This is a genomic window from Asticcacaulis sp., assembly GCF_051954415.1.
GTDB lineage: Bacteria > Pseudomonadota > Alphaproteobacteria > Caulobacterales > Caulobacteraceae > Asticcacaulis.
The window spans coordinates 19347-36217 of record NZ_JBQCHT010000016.1; the positions used below are offsets into that span (position 1 = coordinate 19347).

Below are 16871 nucleotides of genomic sequence, written 5' to 3' on the forward strand. Positions count from 1 at the left end.
GCTCAGGCGACGGCTTTGGGCAGCTTGAAGGTGACCGTCTCCCGCACGCCATTGTTCTCGATCACCTCGGCGTCGAAACGGGCGGATATGGCGGCGACCAGTTCTTCGATCAGGTTTTCCGGTGCCGAGGCTCCGGCGGAAATGCCAAGCGTATCGACACCGTCAAACCATGACCAGTCGACATGGCTTGCATCATCAACCAGATAGGCGGCCCTGGCGCCGCCGCGCAGGGCTACCTCGACCAGTCGCTGGGAGTTGGATGATTTGGCTGAGCCGATGACCAGCACCAGGTCGCAGTCGGCCGAGACTTGCTTGACCGCTTCCTGACGGTTGGTTGTGGCGTAGCAGATATCTTCCTTGTGGGGCACCTTGATCTGAGGGAACCGCGCTTTCAGGGCGCCGACGATCTCGGCCGTGTCATCGACCGAAAGCGTGGTCTGGGTGACAAAGGCCAGGTTATCCGGATCGACCGGTGTAAATTCGCGGGCCTGCTCGACCGTTTCGATCAGTTTCACGGTCCCTTCGGGCAGTTGCCCCATGGTGCCGATAACTTCCGGGTGGCCGGCATGGCCGATCAGGATGATCTCGCGGCCTTCACTATGGTGACGCTCGGCCTCGACATGAACCTTGGAGACCAGCGGGCAGGTGGCGTCGAGATAGAACATCTGGCGGTTCTGCGCATCCGCCGGCACCGATTTCGGCACGCCGTGGGCCGAAAAGACCACCGGGCGATCGGGCGGGCACTGGTCGAGTTCCTTGACGAAAACGGCGCCCAGGCCCTTCAGGCGGTCAACTACATGCTTGTTATGCACAATCTCGTGGCGCACATAGACAGGCGCGCCATAGCGCTCGATGGCGCGCTCCACAATCTGGATGGCGCGGTCGACACCGGCGCAGAAACCGCGCGGCGTGGCGAGATAGACTTTCAAAGGGCGGACAGCGGAGCTCATAGGGCTCACATAAGTCTTTTCGGCGGATTTGGGAATATGCGTCTCCAACTACTGCAAAGCAATCGTTGGCAAGGGCGACTGCCCGCCCGAGCCTGATGTGAGGAAGCCCGCCCAGCCAGACATGTATCAAGAGGGCATATCAATGGTGAAGCCCGTCCGCCGCACTTTGGCCGCAAGTCCTCCATAAAACCCTTTGAAAAGTGATTTCAAGACGCTACACATCCGTTAAGGATGCGCTTCGCTTAAAAGCCGCTTCATCCATCTTATTCGCTGTTGGGGAACTTCACGCCTATGTCAGTTGTTATGCGCCGTATTTGGGCCGGGGTTTGCCTGGGTGTGCTCCTTAGTGGTTCAGCCGGTGCCGCCATGGCGCAGATGGGCGGACGTGGTGGCGACGCTGACGACGACCAGCAGGCTGCGGCCGATCGGCAGAAAAAGGACGAGGAGTGGGGTAACCGCTCGCTGAACCTGAAAAAGCGCAAGGCAGAGGGGGCGTGCCCTTACGTCAAGGTGCTTTATGATGCCGCGCGTTACCACCAGTTCAAAAATGATGTGCAGACGACCGCCGCCGCCATGTGGACCGGCGAAATCAACGGCATTCAGTCGGAATGCGCCTATCAGGGCACCGATCCTATCCAGGTCGGGATGGATATCAGCTTCTCGCTCGGCCGCGGGCCGCAGGCGGAAGGCCAGACCAATGTCTATCATTACTGGGTCGCTGTCACAGAGCGCGACAAGACCGTGCTGGCCAAGCAGGAATTTGAACTGCCGGTCACCTTCGCCGAAGGTCAGCAGCGGGTGGATGTCAATACGCGCCTGGAAGGCATCTATATCCCGCGCAAGGACATCACGATTTCGGGTTCGAATTTCGAGGTGCTGATCGGTTTCGATGTGACGCCGCAAATGGCCGAGTTCAACCGCGAAGGCAAGCATTTCCGCTATGTGACGCCTACCGAGCAAAAGCCGGCGCAATAAGCGTCTTGTTTTAGGTGCGGCGAGACCCTATTACGGCGGAAGTTTTCCCCGGATACCACCATGCCTGCCTTTACCGAAGCCTTCATCGAGTCCCATGACTTCAAGACCGAGCTGAGCGCCAGCACGGCCTCTGCCTTTGTGGCGGAAGGCTTCGATGCCTCGGCCGGGCGCGTGAATGCTTCGGACCGACCTGACCTCGCCGATTTCCAGTGCAATGGCGCGCTGGCCGTCGCCAAGGCCGCCAAGGCCAATCCCCGCGAGGTGGCGACGAGGATCGTCTCGCATTTCGATGGCGATGCCCGCCTGAACAAACTGGAAATCGCCGGGCCAGGCTTCCTCAATTTCACCCTGTCGCACGGCGCCTTGTCGGATCGCGCCAATGCCCTGGCGGCGGATCCGCGCATCGGTGCGCCGAAGGTGGCGCAAAAGCGCAAGGTGATGATCGATTTCGGTGGCCCCAATGTGGCCAAGGAAATGCACATCGGCCACCTGCGCACGGCGGTGATCGGCGAAAGCCTCAAGCGCACCCTGCGGTTTCTCGGTGACGAGGTCATCGGCGATGCCCATTTCGGCGATTGGGGCCTGCAAATGGGCCAACTGATCGTCGGGCTCTCCGAAGAGCAGCCGGACCTGCCGTATTTCGATGCGGGCTTCACGGGGCCATATCCGGCGGAAACGCCGGTGACCCTGGCGGATCTTGGCCGCATCTACCCGAAATCGAGCGCGCGCATCAAGGCGAAGGACGCGGCGTTCCTGGCCGCCGCCCGCAAGGCCACCAAGGAACTCCAGGACGGCCGGCCAGGCTATCGCGCCCTGTGGCAGCACTTCGTCGTGGTCAGCCGCGAAGCCCTGAAGCGCGACTATGCCGCGCTCGGCGTGGAATTTGACCTATGGTACGGCGAATCCGACGCCGATCCCTATGTCGAGCCGATGATCGCCGACCTGAAGGCCAAGGGACTGCTGGTTGAGGACAATGGCGCCCAGGTGGTGCATGTGGCGCGTCCCGGCGAGACCCGCAAGAAGAAGCTGGATGATGGTTCGGTGGTCGAAGTGCCGAGCCCGCCGCCCTTGCTGGCCGTCTCGTCGGAAGGCTCGGCTATGTATGGCACTACGGACGTGGCTACCATCGTGCAGCGCCAGAAGGAATTCGGCCCCGATCTCAGCCTTTATATTGTGGATCAGCGTCAGGCCGAGCACTTCGAGCAGGTCTTCCGCACGGCCTATCTCGCCGGCTATGCGCAGGAGAGACAACTTGAGCACGCCGCCAATGGCACCGTCAATGGCCCCGACGGCACCCCCTTCAAGACCCGTGATGGCGGCACGCTCAAGCTGGGCGACCTGATCAGCCAGGCCGTCGAGAAAGCCAATGCACGCCTGCATGAGGCTGGGCTGGGTGAGGGGCTTTCGGAAGCGGCCTTTGCCGATACCGCGCACAAGGTGGCTGTGGCGGCGCTGAAATTCGCCGAACTCAGCAATCACCGCCTGACCAACTACATTTTTGACCTGGATCGCTTCATGAGCTTCGAGGGCAAGACCGGGCCTTACCTGCTCTATCAGGCGGTGCGGATGAAATCGATCCTGCGTAAAGCTGGCGAGCAGGGCCTGGCCGCTGGCTTAATCACCGTGACCGAGCCTGCTGAACGTGAACTGGTCCTGCTGCTCGATGGCTTCGATAATGCCTTGAAAGAAACCTATCTCAAGCGCGCGCCGAATATCCTGGCCGATCATGTCTACCGTCTGGCTCAGGGCTTCTCGAAGTTCTACGCCAATTGCCCGGTGCTGGTGGGCGAGGATGCCGCGCTCAAGGCTTCGCGCCTGGGGCTGGTCAGCCTGATCCTGCGCCAGCTCGAACTGGGCCTGGACCTGATGGGGCTCAGCGCACCTGAACAAATGTGAGAAATCTCCTCCCTACGAAGTGGGGAGGAGAACCGCGAAGCGGTGGAGGGGCGCCCCTCCGTCGCGGACAAGCCGCGCCACCTCCCCATCACGATGGGGAGGAGATTGCCATGGCCAAACAAACCTGCTGACAAACGCCCGTAACTGAGGTTTATTGTTACCAAGACGTTAACGGGCGAGCTTTGAGTATGTCTAAAAGGCGGGAGACAGCGACGGGAGGCGGGTGGTCTTTGCCCTTCTTCCGCAAGCGCGCCGCCTTCTATTATGACGGTTTCAATCTCTATCACGCGGTTGATGCCTACAAGCGCCCCTATCTCAAATGGTTGAATCTAAAAGCTTTAGGTCGCGCCATCGCGCCGAAATCAGAGGTGGTCAAGCGCGTGGTCTGGTGCTCGGCATTCTCACCGACCAGCCGCTCAAAACTGCAACGCCACGAGGATTACATGAAGGCGCTGGTGGGGCAGGGTGTGATCTGCCGTATGGGCCACTTCATCCACGCCATGGATGGCTGCAACAGTTGCGGCCATAAATGGCAGATCTCGGTCGAGAAGCAGGGCGATGTCAATCTGGCGCTTTCCATTGCCGCCGATGCCGAAGACGACCTGTTCGATGTCTGTTACCTGGTGACAGCCGACGGCGACCATGCCGCCACGGCGCGCTATCTGAAAGAGCGGTTTCCGAAGAAGAAGCTGGTGCTTGTCACGCCGCCGGGACGCTATCATAATCGCCATATCGAACGCATTGCCGACGAATGCGTCGAGATCCAAACTCACCATCTGGAGGCGTCGCTCTTGCCGGAAATGGCGAAATACAAACAGCGCTTCCTGGGACGCAAGGAAGTGGTGCCGCGGCCGGAACTCTATGATCCGCCGCAGGTGCGCGTCAAAAGTCATCTGAAGCTTATCGTCAATAATGGTTAAACCGCTTGAGAAGGGTCTGTATGACCTGCTGGAAACCCGCCTGTCGCCGGAGTGCCTGGCGGCTTTCAAGGCGCGCGGTGATGATGCCTGGGTGCTGGGCGATCTCGATGATGATTCCACGACGGACTTCTATATCGATGATATGCTGACCCTGCTGGCCATTCATGGCGTCAAACCGCCGGCGGAACAGAAGGTCAGTCCGTTCTGGTGGCTGTGGCCGGACAAGTGCCTGGTATACAGGGATTTCACGGTGGGTGAACTAAAGGCGTTGGCCAAAAGCAAGGTCTGGCCGGCAGATGCTTATTCTTACGAGCCGATTCCCTTATCGCAAAAACTGACCAGCCTGACGGTGATGCTGGTTCTGGCCGGTCTGGTGATAGGGATTGCAGCCTTGTTGGTGTTCTGGCTGGTGCATTGGCTGCGTTAATATACTTTAGCTTGCGAATATGGATCTGACCATGTAGTGCACTAAAAGTGATCGCTTTTGTGCACAGCTTGTGGATAAATGTGAATCGCCGCATTATATCCACGTATAAGATCCACGAATTATCATACGGGTCGTGATTTTCAATTTAAACGATAGGAGGTGCAGTTTGGTTAGTTCATTAGCTGTCGCCAATACGTTTATCGATGAATTTGGCGGTCAATTTGGTATCCAGCACATGAAGCTACAAAAGCTTGTGTACTATAGTCATGCTTGGTGGTTATCTGCGGAAGCAGAACCATTCCTAAATGAACGCCCGCAAGTTTGGAAATACGGTCCTGTTTTTGGTGACCTATACCATAATCTTAAGGGGTTCGGTTCTAGGCCAATCACTAGCATGCAAAGTGGCGGTCGCTTTAATGATGTGCCTGATCGTATAAGCGAAGACAATAATGAGCTTATGCCATTAATCGAATGGATTTGGGCTCGATACGGTGGCATGACTGCGGAAGAACTGTCAGAACGCACTCATAGAACTGGTACACCTTGGAGAATAATTGCCGAGCAAAACCATTTTAGGGTGCCTAAAGGTAAGGTCATTGATGACCAGACTATCAGGACTTGCTTTTCTGGTGATCCATCAGAAATCCTCAAGGTGCAGTAATGTCTGTGCCTTGGGGGAACTCTGACGATTCACAAGAATTTGTCGATCTGGATGAAACACCGACTCCCGAGGAAGAGAGCGAGGAATTTAAGACGCCAGATGAGTTGAAAATTGAGGAAATTAGAGCTTCCCGCCTTAAGAATAGTCAATTTCAGGATGATATGAAGGCGCGTAGAAAATTTGCAAACAGAGCGTTTGGTATCACAATATTTTGGCTGATTGCGCTGGTAGTTTTTGTCTCTTTGCAATTTACAAAATTTTTTGGCTTTTCACTGACTGAAGCAGAATTTATTACTGTTGTTACTACAACAACGGCATCTGTCTTTGGTTTCTGGATGTTAGTGGGAAGCTATCTTTTTCGTAGGTAATTTCCCTCCCGCCTTGACTCTTAACTCCGCCTAACGCACAAGCGAAAAGACTCGCGGGAGAGAGTGTGACGCTCACACCGCCGAAGGCGCAACCGCCCCGGAAACGCTCAGGCAAACGGACCGCAAGACACATTAAAACGCTGGAAAGTAGAACCCAGGAGGTTCTCGCCGAAGGAGCAAATCTCTCAGGCTAAAAGAGACAGCGGGGGCAGAACGTATTCAAACCGTCTGCGAGCCCCCATGTCTGAACACAGTGATTCTCTGAAAAATACGCCTCTGTTCGATCGCCATGTCGCGCTAGGCGGGCAGATGGTGCCCTTTGCCGGTTATAACATGCCGGTCAAGTATGAAGGCGTGCTGGCCGAGCACAAGTGGACGCGCGCCGAGGCCGGTCTGTTCGACGTGTCGCATATGGGCCAGGCGCGCCTGAGCGGTGAGGGCGCCATAGCCGTGCTCGAAGCCTTGACCCCGACCGATTTCGCCATCCTGCCGCAGGGCAAACAGAAATACTCCCTGCTGCTCAACGAAGAAGGCGGCATTCTCGATGACTGGATGGTGTCGCGCCCGACGCCTGAGGGTTTTATGCTGGTGGTCAATGCCGCCTGCAAGGACCAGGATTTCGACATCATCGCCGACTTTATCGCCAATGACGAAACCGGCGCTGACGTCGAGTTCGAGGTTCTGACCGACCGCGCCTTGCTCGCCCTGCAAGGCCCGAAGGCCAAGGACGTGATGAAGGAACTCTGCCCGGCCGCCACTGAGATGTATTTCATGGAATGCGGTACGTTCCAGCTCCTGGGCGAGGTCGCCTATATCTCGCGCTCCGGCTATACCGGCGAGGACGGCTTCGAGATCAGCTTCCCGGCCGCGCGCGTCGCCGACCTGTGGGACGAGCTGCTTTCCAACCCCATCGTTAAGCCGATCGGCCTCGGCGCCCGTGACTCTCTGCGACTCGAAGCCGGTATGCCGCTCTATGGCCATGAAATGGACGTCAGCTATACGCTGGCTGAGGCCAATCTTGGTTTTGCCATGAACAAGTCTCGCCTGGCGCGTGGCGATATTCGCGGTATTGACCGCCTGCGCGCGCAACTGGACGGCCAACTGGACCGTGTCCGCGTCGCCATCCGTGTGCTCGAAGGCCCGCCCTCACGCGAAGGCGCCAAGATTCTCAGCGAGGATGGTGCGGAACTGGGCATCATCACCTCCGGCGTGCCGTCGCCTTCGCTCGGTTACTCGATCGCCATGGGCTATGTGCCGCCGGCGTCGTCCGCCATCGGCACCAAACTGAAACTTGAAACCCGCGGCAAACCTTATGCCGCCGAAATCGTCTCATTGCCGTTCGTTGCCAACGGCTATCACCGCAAACCCAAAGCATAGGGATTAGTCTTATGAAGTTCACCAAAGACCACGAATGGGTCAATGTTACTCCCGAATCTGGCGGCAATGAAGCCTTTGTCGGCATCACCGCCTACGCCGCCGAAGCCCTGGGCGACGTCGTCTTCGTTGAAGTGCCGGAAGTCGGCAAGGTCGTGAAGACCGGCGACAGTTTCGCCGTCGTCGAAAGCGTCAAGGCCGCGTCGGACGTCTACGCGCCGGTGTCGGGCGAAGTGATCGAAGCCAATGACCTGCTGTCGTCTTCGCCGGAAACCATCAATGCCGTGCCGGAAGCCGGCGGCTGGATCGCCAAGATCAAGCTGGCCGATGCTTCCGAACTGGATGCCCTGATGGATCGCGCCGCCTACGAAGCCTATTTAGCGACGCTGTAATTTACGGGGGAATGCCCTTTCCCCCTCTCCCTGCTTGCGGGGAGAGGGTGGCTTGTTTTCAAGCCGGGTGAGGGGCTGAACGCCGGTGGAATCGCCCCTCACCCTAACCTCTCCCCTCAGGAGGGGAGAGGGGACTTAAGTGCAGGATTTGTAATGAGATATCTCCCCCTGAGCGCGAATGACCGCGCCGCCATGCTGAAAAAGATCGGCGTTGACAGCGTCGACGCTCTATTTGTCGATGTGCCGGAATCGGCGCGCCGTTCGGGTACAGTCGACCTGCCGGCGTTCGCCGGTGAACTGGAAGTCGAGGCGCAACTGAACGCCTTCGCTGCCCAGAACGTCAGTCCTGCCAAGGTGCCGTTCTTTGTCGGCGCCGGCGCCTATCGCCACCATATTCCGGCGACGGTCGATCACATCATCCAGCGTTCTGAATTCCTGACCAGCTATACGCCCTACCAGCCGGAAATCGCGCAGGGCACATTGCAGGTGCTGTTCGAATTCCAGTCGCAGGTGGCGCGCCTGACCGGTATGCCGGTGGCCAATGCCTCGCTCTATGACGGCTCGACCGCCGCCGCCGAAGGCGTGCTGATGGCGACCCGCGTGACCAAGCGTAACAAGGCCGTACTGTCGGGTGGCCTGCACCCGCACTACCGCGAAACGGTCGAAACCCTGGCTCACGCTGTCGGCATCGAAACCGAAGCCTGCGCTGTCGCCGTCGATAACGAAGCCGATGTGCTACAACATATCGACGCCAACACTGCCTGCGTGGTTGTCCAGACCCCGAACGTTTTCGGCACAGCTACCGATGTTACCGAGATCGCCAAGGCGGCGCAGGCCGCCGGCGCGCTGCTGATCGTGGTCGTTACCGAGGTCATGTCGCTCGGCCTGCTGAAATCACCCGGTGAAATGGGCGCCGATGTCGTGGCCGTGGAAGGCCAGTCGATCGGTGTGCCGCTTTCCTACGGCGGTCCCTATGTCGGGCTTTTTGCCGCCAAGGAAAAGTACCTGCGCCAGTTGCCGGGCCGCCTGTGCGGCGAAACCGTCGACGCCGATGGCGAGCGCGGTTTCGTGCTGACCCTCTCCACCCGCGAACAGCATATCCGCCGCGATAAGGCGACCTCGAATATCTGTACCAATTCAGGCCTTTGTGCGCTGGCCTTCAGCATCCACATGAGCCTGCTGGGTCAAACCGGCCTGACGCGCGTCGCCAGGATCAATTATGCCAAGGCCCATGCCACCAAGGATCAACTGGTTGCCGCCGGTTTTGAAGTCGTGACCCCGCGTTTCTTCAATGAATTCACGGTTAAACTGGCGAAACCGGCTATCGCGGTGGTCGAAGCCCTGGCGGAGAAAAACGTCCTCGGCGGCGTGCCGTTTGCCCGCCTGCAAAACGAACCAGATTTTGAGAACCACCTGATCGTCGCCGTCACCGAAACCGTTTCGGATGCCGATATCGCCACACTTGTTGCCACGCTTAAGGAGGTCGCCCAATGAGCATGAATAATGTTGGTCGCCCAAGCGCCCCTGAGATTACGGTCGAAGCCACCTCATTCAAGACCCTGCTCGGTGGCCGTGGCCTGCTGCAATCCGAAAAGCTGATCTTCGAAAAGGACGATTACAGCCGCACCGGCGTCGATTTCGCTGCTATTGAGATCGACGCGTCTGACCTCGACGGCCTGCTGCGTGATGACCTGTCTCTGCCCGGCCTGACCGAGCCGGAAGCCATGCGCCACTATGTGCGCTTGTCGCAGAAGAACCACGCCATCGACCTGGCGCTTTATCCCCTCGGTTCCTGTACCATGAAGCACAATCCGCGCCTCAATGAGAAGATGGCGCGTGTGGCAGGTCTCGGTGATATTCACCCGCTGCAACCGGTTTCGACCGTGCAGGGCGCTCTGGCCCTGATGGATACGCTGGCTCATTGGCTGAAAACCTTGACCGGTATGCCCGCCGTCGCCCTTACGCCGAAAGCCGGCGCGCATGGCGAGTTGTGCGGCCTGCTGGCCATCAAGGCGGCCCACGAAGCCAAGGGGCAGGGGCATCGCCGCACCGTTCTGGTGCCGACCTCGGCCCACGGCACCAACCCCGCCACCGCGGCTTTCGTCGGCTACACCGTCAAGGAGGTGGCCCAGACGGCTGATGGCCGCGTCGATGTGGCGGATCTCGCCTCGAAGCTTGGTCCGGACGTCGCCGCCATCATGGTGACCAATCCCAATACCTGCGGTTTGTTCGAGCGCGATATCGTCGAGATCGCCCGCGTTACCCACGAAGCCGGCGCTTATTTTTATTGCGACGGTGCCAACTTCAACGCCATCGTCGGCCGTGTTCGTCCGGGCGATCTGGGCGTTGATGCCATGCACATCAACCTGCACAAGACCTTCTCGACGCCGCATGGCGGCGGCGGTCCGGGCGCCGGTCCCGTGGTGCTGTCCGAAGCTCTGGCGCCTTACGCGCCAAAGCCGTGGGTCGTGGCGGGCACCAATGGTTTTGACATGCTGGAGCATGACGAGGGTAGTTCTGCCGCCAATTTCGGCCGTATGTGTGCCTTCCACGGCCAGATGGGCATGTTCATCCGCGCCCTGACCTATATGCTCAGCCACGGCTCGGACGGTCTTCGTCAGGTCGCCGAGGACGCCGTACTGAACGCCAACTACATCAAGGCCAGCTTGCAGGATCTGATGAGCGTGCCGTTCCCTGAAGGGCCGTGTATGCACGAGGCCCTGTTCGATGATGCCTGGCTGGAAGGCACCGGCGTGACCACGCTCGACTTCGCCAAGGCGATGATTGACGAGGGCTTCCACCCGATGACCATGTACTTCCCGCTGGTCGTCCATGGCGCCATGCTGATCGAGCCGACCGAAACCGAATCCAAGGACGAACTGGATGGCTTTATCGCCGTGCTGCGCGCCCTGGCCGAAGCGGCGAAAGCCGGCGATGTGGCCCGTTTCAAGGGCGCGCCCTACCTGGCCCCCGCCAAGCGCCTGGACGAGACCCGTGCCGCTCGTGCGCCCAGACTCTCCTACACATAGCCTAAGCTTACACTTAAGGGCCGGCTAACCACTTTTTATCGCGCGAAAGGCGAAGATGGGATGGACTTCCGACGAGGTCCATCCCATCTTTATATCATGACAGTGTTCTTCAAATTGCTGATGACAGTGCTGGGTGTAGTGCTGATGGCGGTGGGAGTGGTAATAACGCCGCTGCCGGGGCCATTTGGCGTGCCCATCATCCTGCTGGGCCTGATCATCCTGCTGAGAAGTTCGATGTGGGTGAAACGGCTGTTTGTCAAACTTGTCCACGCGCATCCGAAGCTGCTGGGGCCGTTGCGCGCCATGCTGCGGCCGGGCGCCAAGGTGGTCGCCATGCTGTGGCTTCAGGCCCTGCGTCTCGAACGCCGTGTTCTGCCAAAGGAGCGACGCTTTCTCTATCGGTTCCGCCATGACCTGAAAGCGATCCTGCGCAATCGCCGTCCGCGTCCAAAGCCGGCCGCCGCGCCGGCTCACAAGCCGCGCAAACTGCTGTCATATTAAGTGATGGCCAAATAACGATCTGTGGCAGGTCGCCGCATCGTTTCTTGATCTCAGTCTCCCTATATAGGTGCCAAGGCCGCTCCTGAGGCGGCCAATAATATGTGGCACAAACAAAGGCGGGCGCATTTCATTCCGGAAAGCGCCTGGACGGGAAAATGGCGATACTGCTGAAACTGCTCATGAGCCTGGCCGGCATGGTGCTGATGGCTTTCGGGGTTGTCCTGGCGCCGCTGCCGGGACCGGTGGGGGTGCCGTTCGTCCTGTTTGGCCTGATCCTGTTGCTGCGCAGTTCGATGTGGATCAAGCGTCAGTTCATGCGCCAGGTCAGGGCGCATCCGCGCTGGCTCGGTCCGGTGCGCGCCATGCTGCGGCCTGGCGCCAAGGTGATTTCGCTGGTCTGGCTGCAGGGGTTGCGCGTCGAGCGCGGACTGATGCCGCGCCGTTTTCGCTTCATGCAAAGTTCGCGTCAGGGGGTAAAGCAGGGCGTGAAATCGGTTTTCAGGAAACGGCCTGCACGCGCTTCGGAGGACGCAGCCTGATACCTGGATAACGCAGGGGAAATTAATTTTTCTCCATATTCACCGGATATTCAGGACGAGCCTTTACATTGCCGTATTGCCTCTCCATATGAGGCCAAGGACGTTATGTTGCGTCGCAAAAAATTTAGAGTTGATGGGGCGTGACAAGGCGTCCAGATAAGCAAAATGTCGAGTGAAAATGGCGCTTCCGCGCCCCAGAAATCATTGGTTTCCGCCAAGTCCGGTCCGCGTGACTGGAAGGCGAAGGCACGCTCGGTGAAGCGGGCCGCCAAGCGCTTCTCGAAGAAGGCGCTGGGCTGGATCATGATTGCGCTCGGCTTTGTCTTCCTGGCGGCGGGCTTCCTGCTGATCATCATTCCCGGTCACTACTTCCTGATCCTCGTCGGCCTGATCATGATCCTGCGCAATGCCTTCTGGGCGCGCCGCCAGTTCATCCATCTCAAGCGCCGTCACCCCAACTGGGTCATGCCGCTGCGCAAGCTGCTGCGCCGCAATCCGCAGGTGGTTTCGATCTTCTGGCAGCAGGTTCTGAAGTTCGAGCGGTTGATCCTGAGGGGGCGCGGTCAGTTGGTCGGCATCCGCCGTCGATTTCTCCGCAAGCCGCGGACGGTCTAAAAACAGCAAATGATTTGAAAGCCCTCCGCTCGCCGGAGGGCTTTTTTGCTGTTTTGAATTTTCATGTTAACCTTTTCCTATGTTACCGCGTTCAGGCGGTAATGGGAGGGGAAAATGGAACCTTATATTCGCACCTTGATGATGGCGTGGCCTTGGGATGTTTTTGGCGGCCTGACCATCGTGGTCAAATTCCTGGTCATGATTATGCTTGCCGCCGGGGCAATAGCAGTGATTGCCGCCTTTATGCGCAAGCTGGGTGGCGGACCTCGCTCAGGTCTGCTTACAGCTATGGGGATTGTTGGCCTTGCCGCCGGGCTATTGGGTGCAGCCTATAATGGGCTGAATTCGTATATTGCCTATCAGATGGTCAAACCGGTGCGTTTCATCGTTGTATTCCCATCCGTTATCGAAGCCGCCTATGTCCTGATTTTGGGGCTGATCATCTGGGGAATATCCCAATGGGGCAATGCCGGATCGAAACGCATCTGACGCCGGTCGCTGCCGATTGAATCCTTATATCGGTGAGCTTTATGTCGCTTCCGGACAAGGAGTGATGCGTGGCATCAGAATCAAACAAGGTCATATTCGCCGCCCTGATCGGCAATATCCTGGTGGCCATCACCAAGGCTGTGGCGGCGGCCATGACTGGCTCTTCGGCCATGCTTTCCGAGGCGATCCACAGCTTCGTCGATACCGGCAATGAGGTATTGCTGCTGTATGGGATGCATCGCTCGCGGCGCAAGCCGGACGAGGCCCATCCGCTGGGCTACGGTCGTGAGGTGTACTTCTGGAGTTTTGTTGTCGCCTTGCTGATCTTTGCGGTCGGGGCTGGGGTGTCTTTTTACGAAGGCATTGTCCATCTGCAAAATCCGGAACCTATGGAGCGGCCGCTCATCAACTATATAGTTCTGGGGCTCTCGCTTGTGTTTGAAAGCGGATCGTGGTGGGTGGCTGTCCGGTCCGTGCGGGCGGATAAGGGCGACCAGAGCTATCTCAAGGCCATTATCAACAGCAAGGATCCACCGAAATTCATGGTCCTGCTGGAGGACAGCGCGGCCATGTTGGGCATCCTGATTGCGCTGGCTGCCACATGGGCTTCGGTGACCTTCCACGAGCCGCGCTTCGATGGAATAGGTTCGCTGCTCATTGGCCTGGTGCTGGCGGCTGTGGCCATTTTCCTTGCCAGGGAAAGCAAGGAACTACTGATTGGTGAGCGCGCCGACCCGGCTATGCAGGAGGGTATTATCCGCCTTGTCGAAGGCATGGACGGCGTCCTGCGGGTCAATGGCCTGCTGACCACCCATATGGCGCCTACGGAGGTGGTGGCGGCGCTCAGCCTGGAGTTCGAGGACGGCCTGACGATCACCGAGGTGGAGCGCATTGTGGCGGATATGGAGGCCGCCATCCGCAAGACCTATCCGGAAATCACCTCCTTATTCGTCAAGCCCCAGACGCCGCAGATTTACGAGGCTGCTGTTGCGCGCATAGAAAAAGGCCCGGAACCGTAGTTCCGGGCCTTTGATCTGTTCTCGCTTTAAGCCGCTTAGTTGAAGCGGCCTTCGAGTTGGCCGATAGCTTTATCGACCTGCGTATCGGTCTTGGCCTTGGCGACCTGATCGAGCAGGATTTGCTCGGCCAGTTGCGCGGCCAGATCGGCAGCGGCGGACTTGACGTCGGCCGTGGCGTTGGCTTCGGCCTGGGCGATCTTGCGTTCGGCCAGGGCCTCGCGGCGCTTGATGGTCTCTTCCAGCTTGACGCGGGCTTCAGCGGCCATGCGAGCCGCTTCTTCCTCGGCAAAGGCAATCAGTTCGCGGGCCTTGGCTTCGGAAGCCAGGCGCTGCGCCTTGATGCTGTTGAGCAGGTCGGTCGCTTCCTGGCGGATGCGGACGGCTTCGTCCAGTTCAGCGCGAACGGCCTTGCCGGTATCGCCCAGCGACGTCCACAGCTTGCCCGGCACCTTGGCGACGAACAGGATGAGGAAGAAGAGGACCAGGGCGGCGCGGACCCAGAATTCGGCTTCGGTAAGCATTTCCATGAGCCTTAGACCTTTCCGAGCGCTGATTTGAGCGCGGCGGCGGTGGCCGCCTTGCCGGTCAATTTTTGAACCAGAAGCGAGGCCGTTTCCTGCGCGATGTCGCTGACATGGCTCATGGCCTCATCACGCTGCGCGCGGATGCGTGTTTCGGCTTCCGCCAGACGCTTGCCCAGCTTTTCGTCCTCGGCGGCGGTGGCTGCAGCCACTTCGGCATTGGAACGGGCCAGGGCCTCGGCCGCCAGCTTGCGGGCAGCGGCATGGGCTTCGGCGGTCTCGGCAGCGGCCTGCTTGGCCTGGGCCTCGGCCTCGTCGCGGTTGGCGCGGGCATTGGCCAGGTCTTCGGCGATGGTGGCGCCACGCGTGTCGATGACGTTGCGCAGGCGCGGCACGAAGACCTTTGCCATCAGCGTCAGGAAGACGAGGAAGATCACCACGAGCCAGATCATCTGGCCGGCCCAATGGTCGGTATTCAACTGTGGCAGGCCGCCTTCCTTGGCCTCATGCTGGCCTTCGGCACCGACCGTTTCGGTGGTGGCCGAAACGTTTTGGGCGTGGGCGTCATGGGCGGAAAGCTGGCTTTCGGCAACAGCCTGACCTGGGACCAGGGTGGCAACCGTGGTCACGCTCGGCGTGGCCGAGAACGAAGCGCCGGAGGCGTCGTCAGCAGATAGGGTGGCCTCTGGTGAGGTAGCGGTTGTCATATCTTATTCCTGAAACCTGTGACCGGCGCAGAAGAGCCCGCGCCGGTAGCCAGTTTTCAACTTACAGCGACGGCGCGTTGAAGAGGATCAGCAGCGCGATAACGAAGGCGAAGATGCCGAGGGCTTCGGTCAGCGCCATGCCGATGAAGAGGTTGGTCTGCTGGGTCTTGGCAGCCGAAGGGTTGCGCAGGGCGCCGACATAGTAGTTGCCGAACAGGATGCCGAGGCCGATACCGGCACCGATCATGCCGAGGGTCGCCAGACCGGCGCCGATGTACTTGAGGCCGCCGGCGATGAGGGTTGCAGATTGAACGTCCATGGGGTGTTAACTCCGAGTTTGGAAAGGGACAGATTGAAAGAAGAACCTAGTGGTGGCCGATATTGACCACGTCACTGAGATAAACGCAGGTCAGAACCGCGAACACGAAGGCTTGCAGGTAGGCGACCAGGAATTCGAGGGTGGTGAGCGCCACGATGGTGCCCATCGAGGCGACGCCGATCAGGGCGCCAAGGCCGCCCAGGGTCAGGCCGGTGACGATAAAGCCGGCGAAGACCTTCATGACGATGTGGCCGCCGAGCATGTTGCCGAACAACCGGAGTGTCAGCGTAACGGGGCGCATGATGAAGGCGATGACTTCGATCGGCACCAGCACGATCAGGATGTACCAGGGCACGCCCGACGGCACGAACAGCTTGAAGAAGCCGAGACCATTGCGGATGAAGCCGACGGCCAGCACCAGAATAATGGTCATGGCGGCGAGCGTCAGGGTGACGGCGATCTGCGAGGTGGCGGTGAAATAGGTGAACATGCCGAGCAGGTTGCAGCTCAGGATGAACAGGAACAGGGTCAGGACGTAGGGCAGGAATTGTTTGCCATCGTGGCCGATGATCGAATCCGCCATGTCGTCGATCAGGCCGAAAACGCCTTCCGCCATGACCTGGCCGCGGCCGGGGATGATGCTGGCGCGGGCGGTGGTCAGAAGGAAGAAGAGGCAGGTCAGGCCGACCGCGATCAGCATGGCCATGACCGAATTGGTGATCGACAGGTCCACCGGCACGCCGCCGATATGGAAGGTGGGGAGCTCGACGATCTTCTCAATCTTAAACTGGTGTAACGGATCGGCCATAAGCCCCAAAACCTCTTTAGACAATTTCATGTGCCCTTGCGGGCGAATTCAAAAACTTGCGCCTATTTTTTCTGACCTGACCGGACGATCGCATATACCGCCACAATCATTCCCAGAATAGCGCCGATGATCACCCCGAAAGGCCGGGTGTGAAGATACTGGTCGCTAAGCCAGCCGAGCCCCAGACCGCCCAGAATCCCCCCCAGCAGCTCCCCCAGGGCCTGGTAGCCCTGATTAGCGCCGACCTCGCCGCTGACATCGTGCGTCTTGCGCTTGCGCGCCTCGATCGCCTTCAGCCGCCTGTCAAGATCGTTGAGTTCGTCTTGATCCGAGGACTTATCGGGTGGTTCATCTGTCACGT

At 59.1% G+C, this 16871-nt stretch carries 21 protein-coding genes and 1 riboswitch; of the genes, 15 read left to right on the forward strand and 6 right to left on the reverse strand.

The features are described from left to right. Positions 1 to 2 precede the first annotated feature (2 nt). Positions 3 to 959: a 4-hydroxy-3-methylbut-2-enyl diphosphate reductase gene (gene ispH, locus ACTHND_RS05365; protein ID WP_440176507.1), complete on the reverse strand. Its 957-nt coding sequence runs from the start codon at positions 957 to 959 to the stop codon at positions 3 to 5. Between the two features lie 294 nt (positions 960 to 1253). Between ispH and ACTHND_RS05370 the strand changes: the two genes are divergently transcribed. The 15 genes from ACTHND_RS05370 (at position 1254) to ACTHND_RS05440 (ending at position 14155) form a co-directional block, all read left to right on the forward strand. Beyond that, positions 1254 to 1925, forward strand: a complete 672-nt coding sequence (locus tag ACTHND_RS05370) for a Tat pathway signal sequence domain protein (RefSeq protein ID WP_440176509.1) — start codon at positions 1254 to 1256, stop codon at positions 1923 to 1925. Positions 1926 to 1985: 60 nt separating this feature from the next. Continuing rightward, positions 1986 to 3821, forward strand: coding sequence for an arginine--tRNA ligase (gene argS, locus ACTHND_RS05375; RefSeq protein ID WP_440176511.1), 1836 nt, complete (start codon positions 1986 to 1988; stop codon positions 3819 to 3821). A 230-nt stretch (positions 3822 to 4051) separates the two neighbouring features. Next, positions 4052 to 4741: an NYN domain-containing protein gene (locus ACTHND_RS05380; RefSeq protein WP_440176513.1), complete on the forward strand. Its 690-nt coding sequence runs from the start codon at positions 4052 to 4054 to the stop codon at positions 4739 to 4741. Then, positions 4734 to 5168 carry a hypothetical protein gene (locus ACTHND_RS05385; protein ID WP_440176515.1) on the forward strand — a complete coding sequence of 145 codons (435 nt, stop codon included), beginning with the start codon at positions 4734 to 4736 and terminating at the stop codon, positions 5166 to 5168. Before ACTHND_RS05380 ends, ACTHND_RS05385 begins: the two co-directional genes overlap by 8 nt. Positions 5169 to 5334: 166 nt before the next feature. Beyond that, a complete protein-coding gene (locus ACTHND_RS05390) occupies positions 5335 to 5829 on the forward strand; it encodes a Panacea domain-containing protein (RefSeq protein ID WP_440176517.1) in 495 nt (164 codons plus the stop codon). Then, a complete protein-coding gene (locus ACTHND_RS05395; RefSeq protein WP_440176519.1) occupies positions 5829 to 6197 on the forward strand; it encodes a hypothetical protein in 369 nt (122 codons plus the stop codon). The genes ACTHND_RS05390 and ACTHND_RS05395 overlap by 1 nt, the downstream gene beginning before the upstream one ends. A gap of 44 nt (positions 6198 to 6241) precedes the next feature. Next, a riboswitch (glycine riboswitch) is annotated at positions 6242 to 6330 on the forward strand. Between the two features lie 107 nt (positions 6331 to 6437). After that, entirely contained in the window at positions 6438 to 7574 is a 1137-nt protein-coding gene (gene gcvT / locus ACTHND_RS05400) for a glycine cleavage system aminomethyltransferase GcvT (RefSeq protein WP_440176521.1), read from the forward strand. 11 nt (positions 7575 to 7585) lie between these two features. Further along, positions 7586 to 7963 carry a glycine cleavage system protein GcvH gene (gene gcvH, locus ACTHND_RS05405; protein ID WP_440176523.1) on the forward strand — a complete coding sequence of 126 codons (378 nt, stop codon included), beginning with the start codon at positions 7586 to 7588 and terminating at the stop codon, positions 7961 to 7963. Positions 7964 to 8116: 153 nt separating this feature from the next. Beyond that, on the forward strand, positions 8117 to 9457 hold the full coding sequence (gcvPA, locus tag ACTHND_RS05410; RefSeq protein WP_440176525.1) for an aminomethyl-transferring glycine dehydrogenase subunit GcvPA: 1341 nt from the start codon (positions 8117 to 8119) through the stop codon (positions 9455 to 9457). Beyond that, positions 9454 to 10992 carry an aminomethyl-transferring glycine dehydrogenase subunit GcvPB gene (gcvPB, locus tag ACTHND_RS05415; protein WP_440176527.1) on the forward strand — a complete coding sequence of 513 codons (1539 nt, stop codon included), beginning with the start codon at positions 9454 to 9456 and terminating at the stop codon, positions 10990 to 10992. The genes gcvPA and gcvPB overlap by 4 nt, the downstream gene beginning before the upstream one ends. 96 nt (positions 10993 to 11088) lie before the next feature. After that, complete coding sequence (locus ACTHND_RS05420; RefSeq protein WP_440176529.1) at positions 11089 to 11493, forward strand: PGPGW domain-containing protein; 405 nt, start codon at positions 11089 to 11091, stop codon at positions 11491 to 11493. Positions 11494 to 11648: 155 nt separating this feature from the next. After that, positions 11649 to 12032, forward strand: coding sequence for a hypothetical protein (locus ACTHND_RS05425; protein ID WP_440176531.1), 384 nt, complete (start codon positions 11649 to 11651; stop codon positions 12030 to 12032). A 165-nt stretch (positions 12033 to 12197) separates the two neighbouring features. Beyond that, positions 12198 to 12647, forward strand: a complete 450-nt coding sequence (locus tag ACTHND_RS05430) for a hypothetical protein (RefSeq protein ID WP_440176533.1) — start codon at positions 12198 to 12200, stop codon at positions 12645 to 12647. 114 nt (positions 12648 to 12761) lie between these two features. Continuing rightward, positions 12762 to 13136 (forward strand): hypothetical protein, encoded by a 375-nt coding sequence (locus ACTHND_RS05435; RefSeq protein WP_440176535.1) that lies wholly within the window; start codon positions 12762 to 12764, stop codon positions 13134 to 13136. A gap of 68 nt (positions 13137 to 13204) precedes the next feature. Then, positions 13205 to 14155: a cation diffusion facilitator family transporter gene (locus tag ACTHND_RS05440; RefSeq protein ID WP_440176537.1), complete on the forward strand. Its 951-nt coding sequence runs from the start codon at positions 13205 to 13207 to the stop codon at positions 14153 to 14155. A gap of 35 nt (positions 14156 to 14190) precedes the next feature. Here the strand turns inward: ACTHND_RS05440 and ACTHND_RS05445 are convergent, their stop codons facing one another. From ACTHND_RS05445 to ACTHND_RS05465, 5 genes are all read right to left on the reverse strand, one after another. Next, entirely contained in the window at positions 14191 to 14682 is a 492-nt protein-coding gene (locus ACTHND_RS05445) for a F0F1 ATP synthase subunit B family protein (protein ID WP_440176539.1), read from the reverse strand. Between the two features lie 5 nt (positions 14683 to 14687). Continuing rightward, positions 14688 to 15383, reverse strand: a complete 696-nt coding sequence (locus ACTHND_RS05450; RefSeq protein ID WP_440176541.1) for a F0F1 ATP synthase subunit B family protein — start codon at positions 15381 to 15383, stop codon at positions 14688 to 14690. Positions 15384 to 15444: 61 nt separating this feature from the next. After that, on the reverse strand, positions 15445 to 15702 hold the full coding sequence (locus ACTHND_RS05455; protein WP_090644350.1) for a F0F1 ATP synthase subunit C: 258 nt from the start codon (positions 15700 to 15702) through the stop codon (positions 15445 to 15447). A 46-nt stretch (positions 15703 to 15748) separates the two neighbouring features. Next, positions 15749 to 16510, reverse strand: a complete 762-nt coding sequence (locus ACTHND_RS05460) for a F0F1 ATP synthase subunit A (protein ID WP_440176574.1) — start codon at positions 16508 to 16510, stop codon at positions 15749 to 15751. A gap of 62 nt (positions 16511 to 16572) precedes the next feature. Next, positions 16573 to 16869: an AtpZ/AtpI family protein gene (locus ACTHND_RS05465; protein ID WP_245678844.1), complete on the reverse strand. Its 297-nt coding sequence runs from the start codon at positions 16867 to 16869 to the stop codon at positions 16573 to 16575. Positions 16870 to 16871: the final 2 nt, after the last annotated feature.

What these genes read in the sequence shown, in the direction of transcription:
- ACTHND_RS05460 (WP_440176574.1), bottom strand. Translation starts at nt 16,510, where the DNA reads ATGGCCGATCCGTTACACCAGTTTAAGATTGAGAAGATCGTCGAGCTC.
- ACTHND_RS05385 (WP_440176515.1), top strand. Translation starts at nt 4,734, where the DNA reads ATGGTTAAACCGCTTGAGAAGGGTCTGTATGACCTGCTGGAAACCCGC.
- ACTHND_RS05370 (WP_440176509.1), top strand. Translation starts at nt 1,254, where the DNA reads ATGCGCCGTATTTGGGCCGGGGTTTGCCTGGGTGTGCTCCTTAGTGGT.
- argS (WP_440176511.1), top strand. Translation starts at nt 1,986, where the DNA reads ATGCCTGCCTTTACCGAAGCCTTCATCGAGTCCCATGACTTCAAGACC.
- ACTHND_RS05445 (WP_440176539.1), bottom strand. Translation starts at nt 14,682, where the DNA reads ATGGAAATGCTTACCGAAGCCGAATTCTGGGTCCGCGCCGCCCTGGTC.
- gcvPA (WP_440176525.1), top strand. Translation starts at nt 8,117, where the DNA reads ATGAGATATCTCCCCCTGAGCGCGAATGACCGCGCCGCCATGCTGAAA.
- gcvH (WP_440176523.1), top strand. Translation starts at nt 7,586, where the DNA reads ATGAAGTTCACCAAAGACCACGAATGGGTCAATGTTACTCCCGAATCT.
- gcvT (WP_440176521.1), top strand. Translation starts at nt 6,438, where the DNA reads ATGTCTGAACACAGTGATTCTCTGAAAAATACGCCTCTGTTCGATCGC.
- gcvPB (WP_440176527.1), top strand. Translation starts at nt 9,454, where the DNA reads ATGAGCATGAATAATGTTGGTCGCCCAAGCGCCCCTGAGATTACGGTC.
- ACTHND_RS05450 (WP_440176541.1), bottom strand. Translation starts at nt 15,383, where the DNA reads ATGACAACCGCTACCTCACCAGAGGCCACCCTATCTGCTGACGACGCC.
- ACTHND_RS05430 (WP_440176533.1), top strand. Translation starts at nt 12,198, where the DNA reads ATGTCGAGTGAAAATGGCGCTTCCGCGCCCCAGAAATCATTGGTTTCC.
- ACTHND_RS05395 (WP_440176519.1), top strand. Translation starts at nt 5,829, where the DNA reads ATGTCTGTGCCTTGGGGGAACTCTGACGATTCACAAGAATTTGTCGAT.
- ACTHND_RS05425 (WP_440176531.1), top strand. Translation starts at nt 11,649, where the DNA reads ATGGCGATACTGCTGAAACTGCTCATGAGCCTGGCCGGCATGGTGCTG.
- ACTHND_RS05435 (WP_440176535.1), top strand. Translation starts at nt 12,762, where the DNA reads ATGGAACCTTATATTCGCACCTTGATGATGGCGTGGCCTTGGGATGTT.
- ACTHND_RS05455 (WP_090644350.1), bottom strand. Translation starts at nt 15,702, where the DNA reads ATGGACGTTCAATCTGCAACCCTCATCGCCGGCGGCCTCAAGTACATC.
- ACTHND_RS05420 (WP_440176529.1), top strand. Translation starts at nt 11,089, where the DNA reads ATGACAGTGTTCTTCAAATTGCTGATGACAGTGCTGGGTGTAGTGCTG.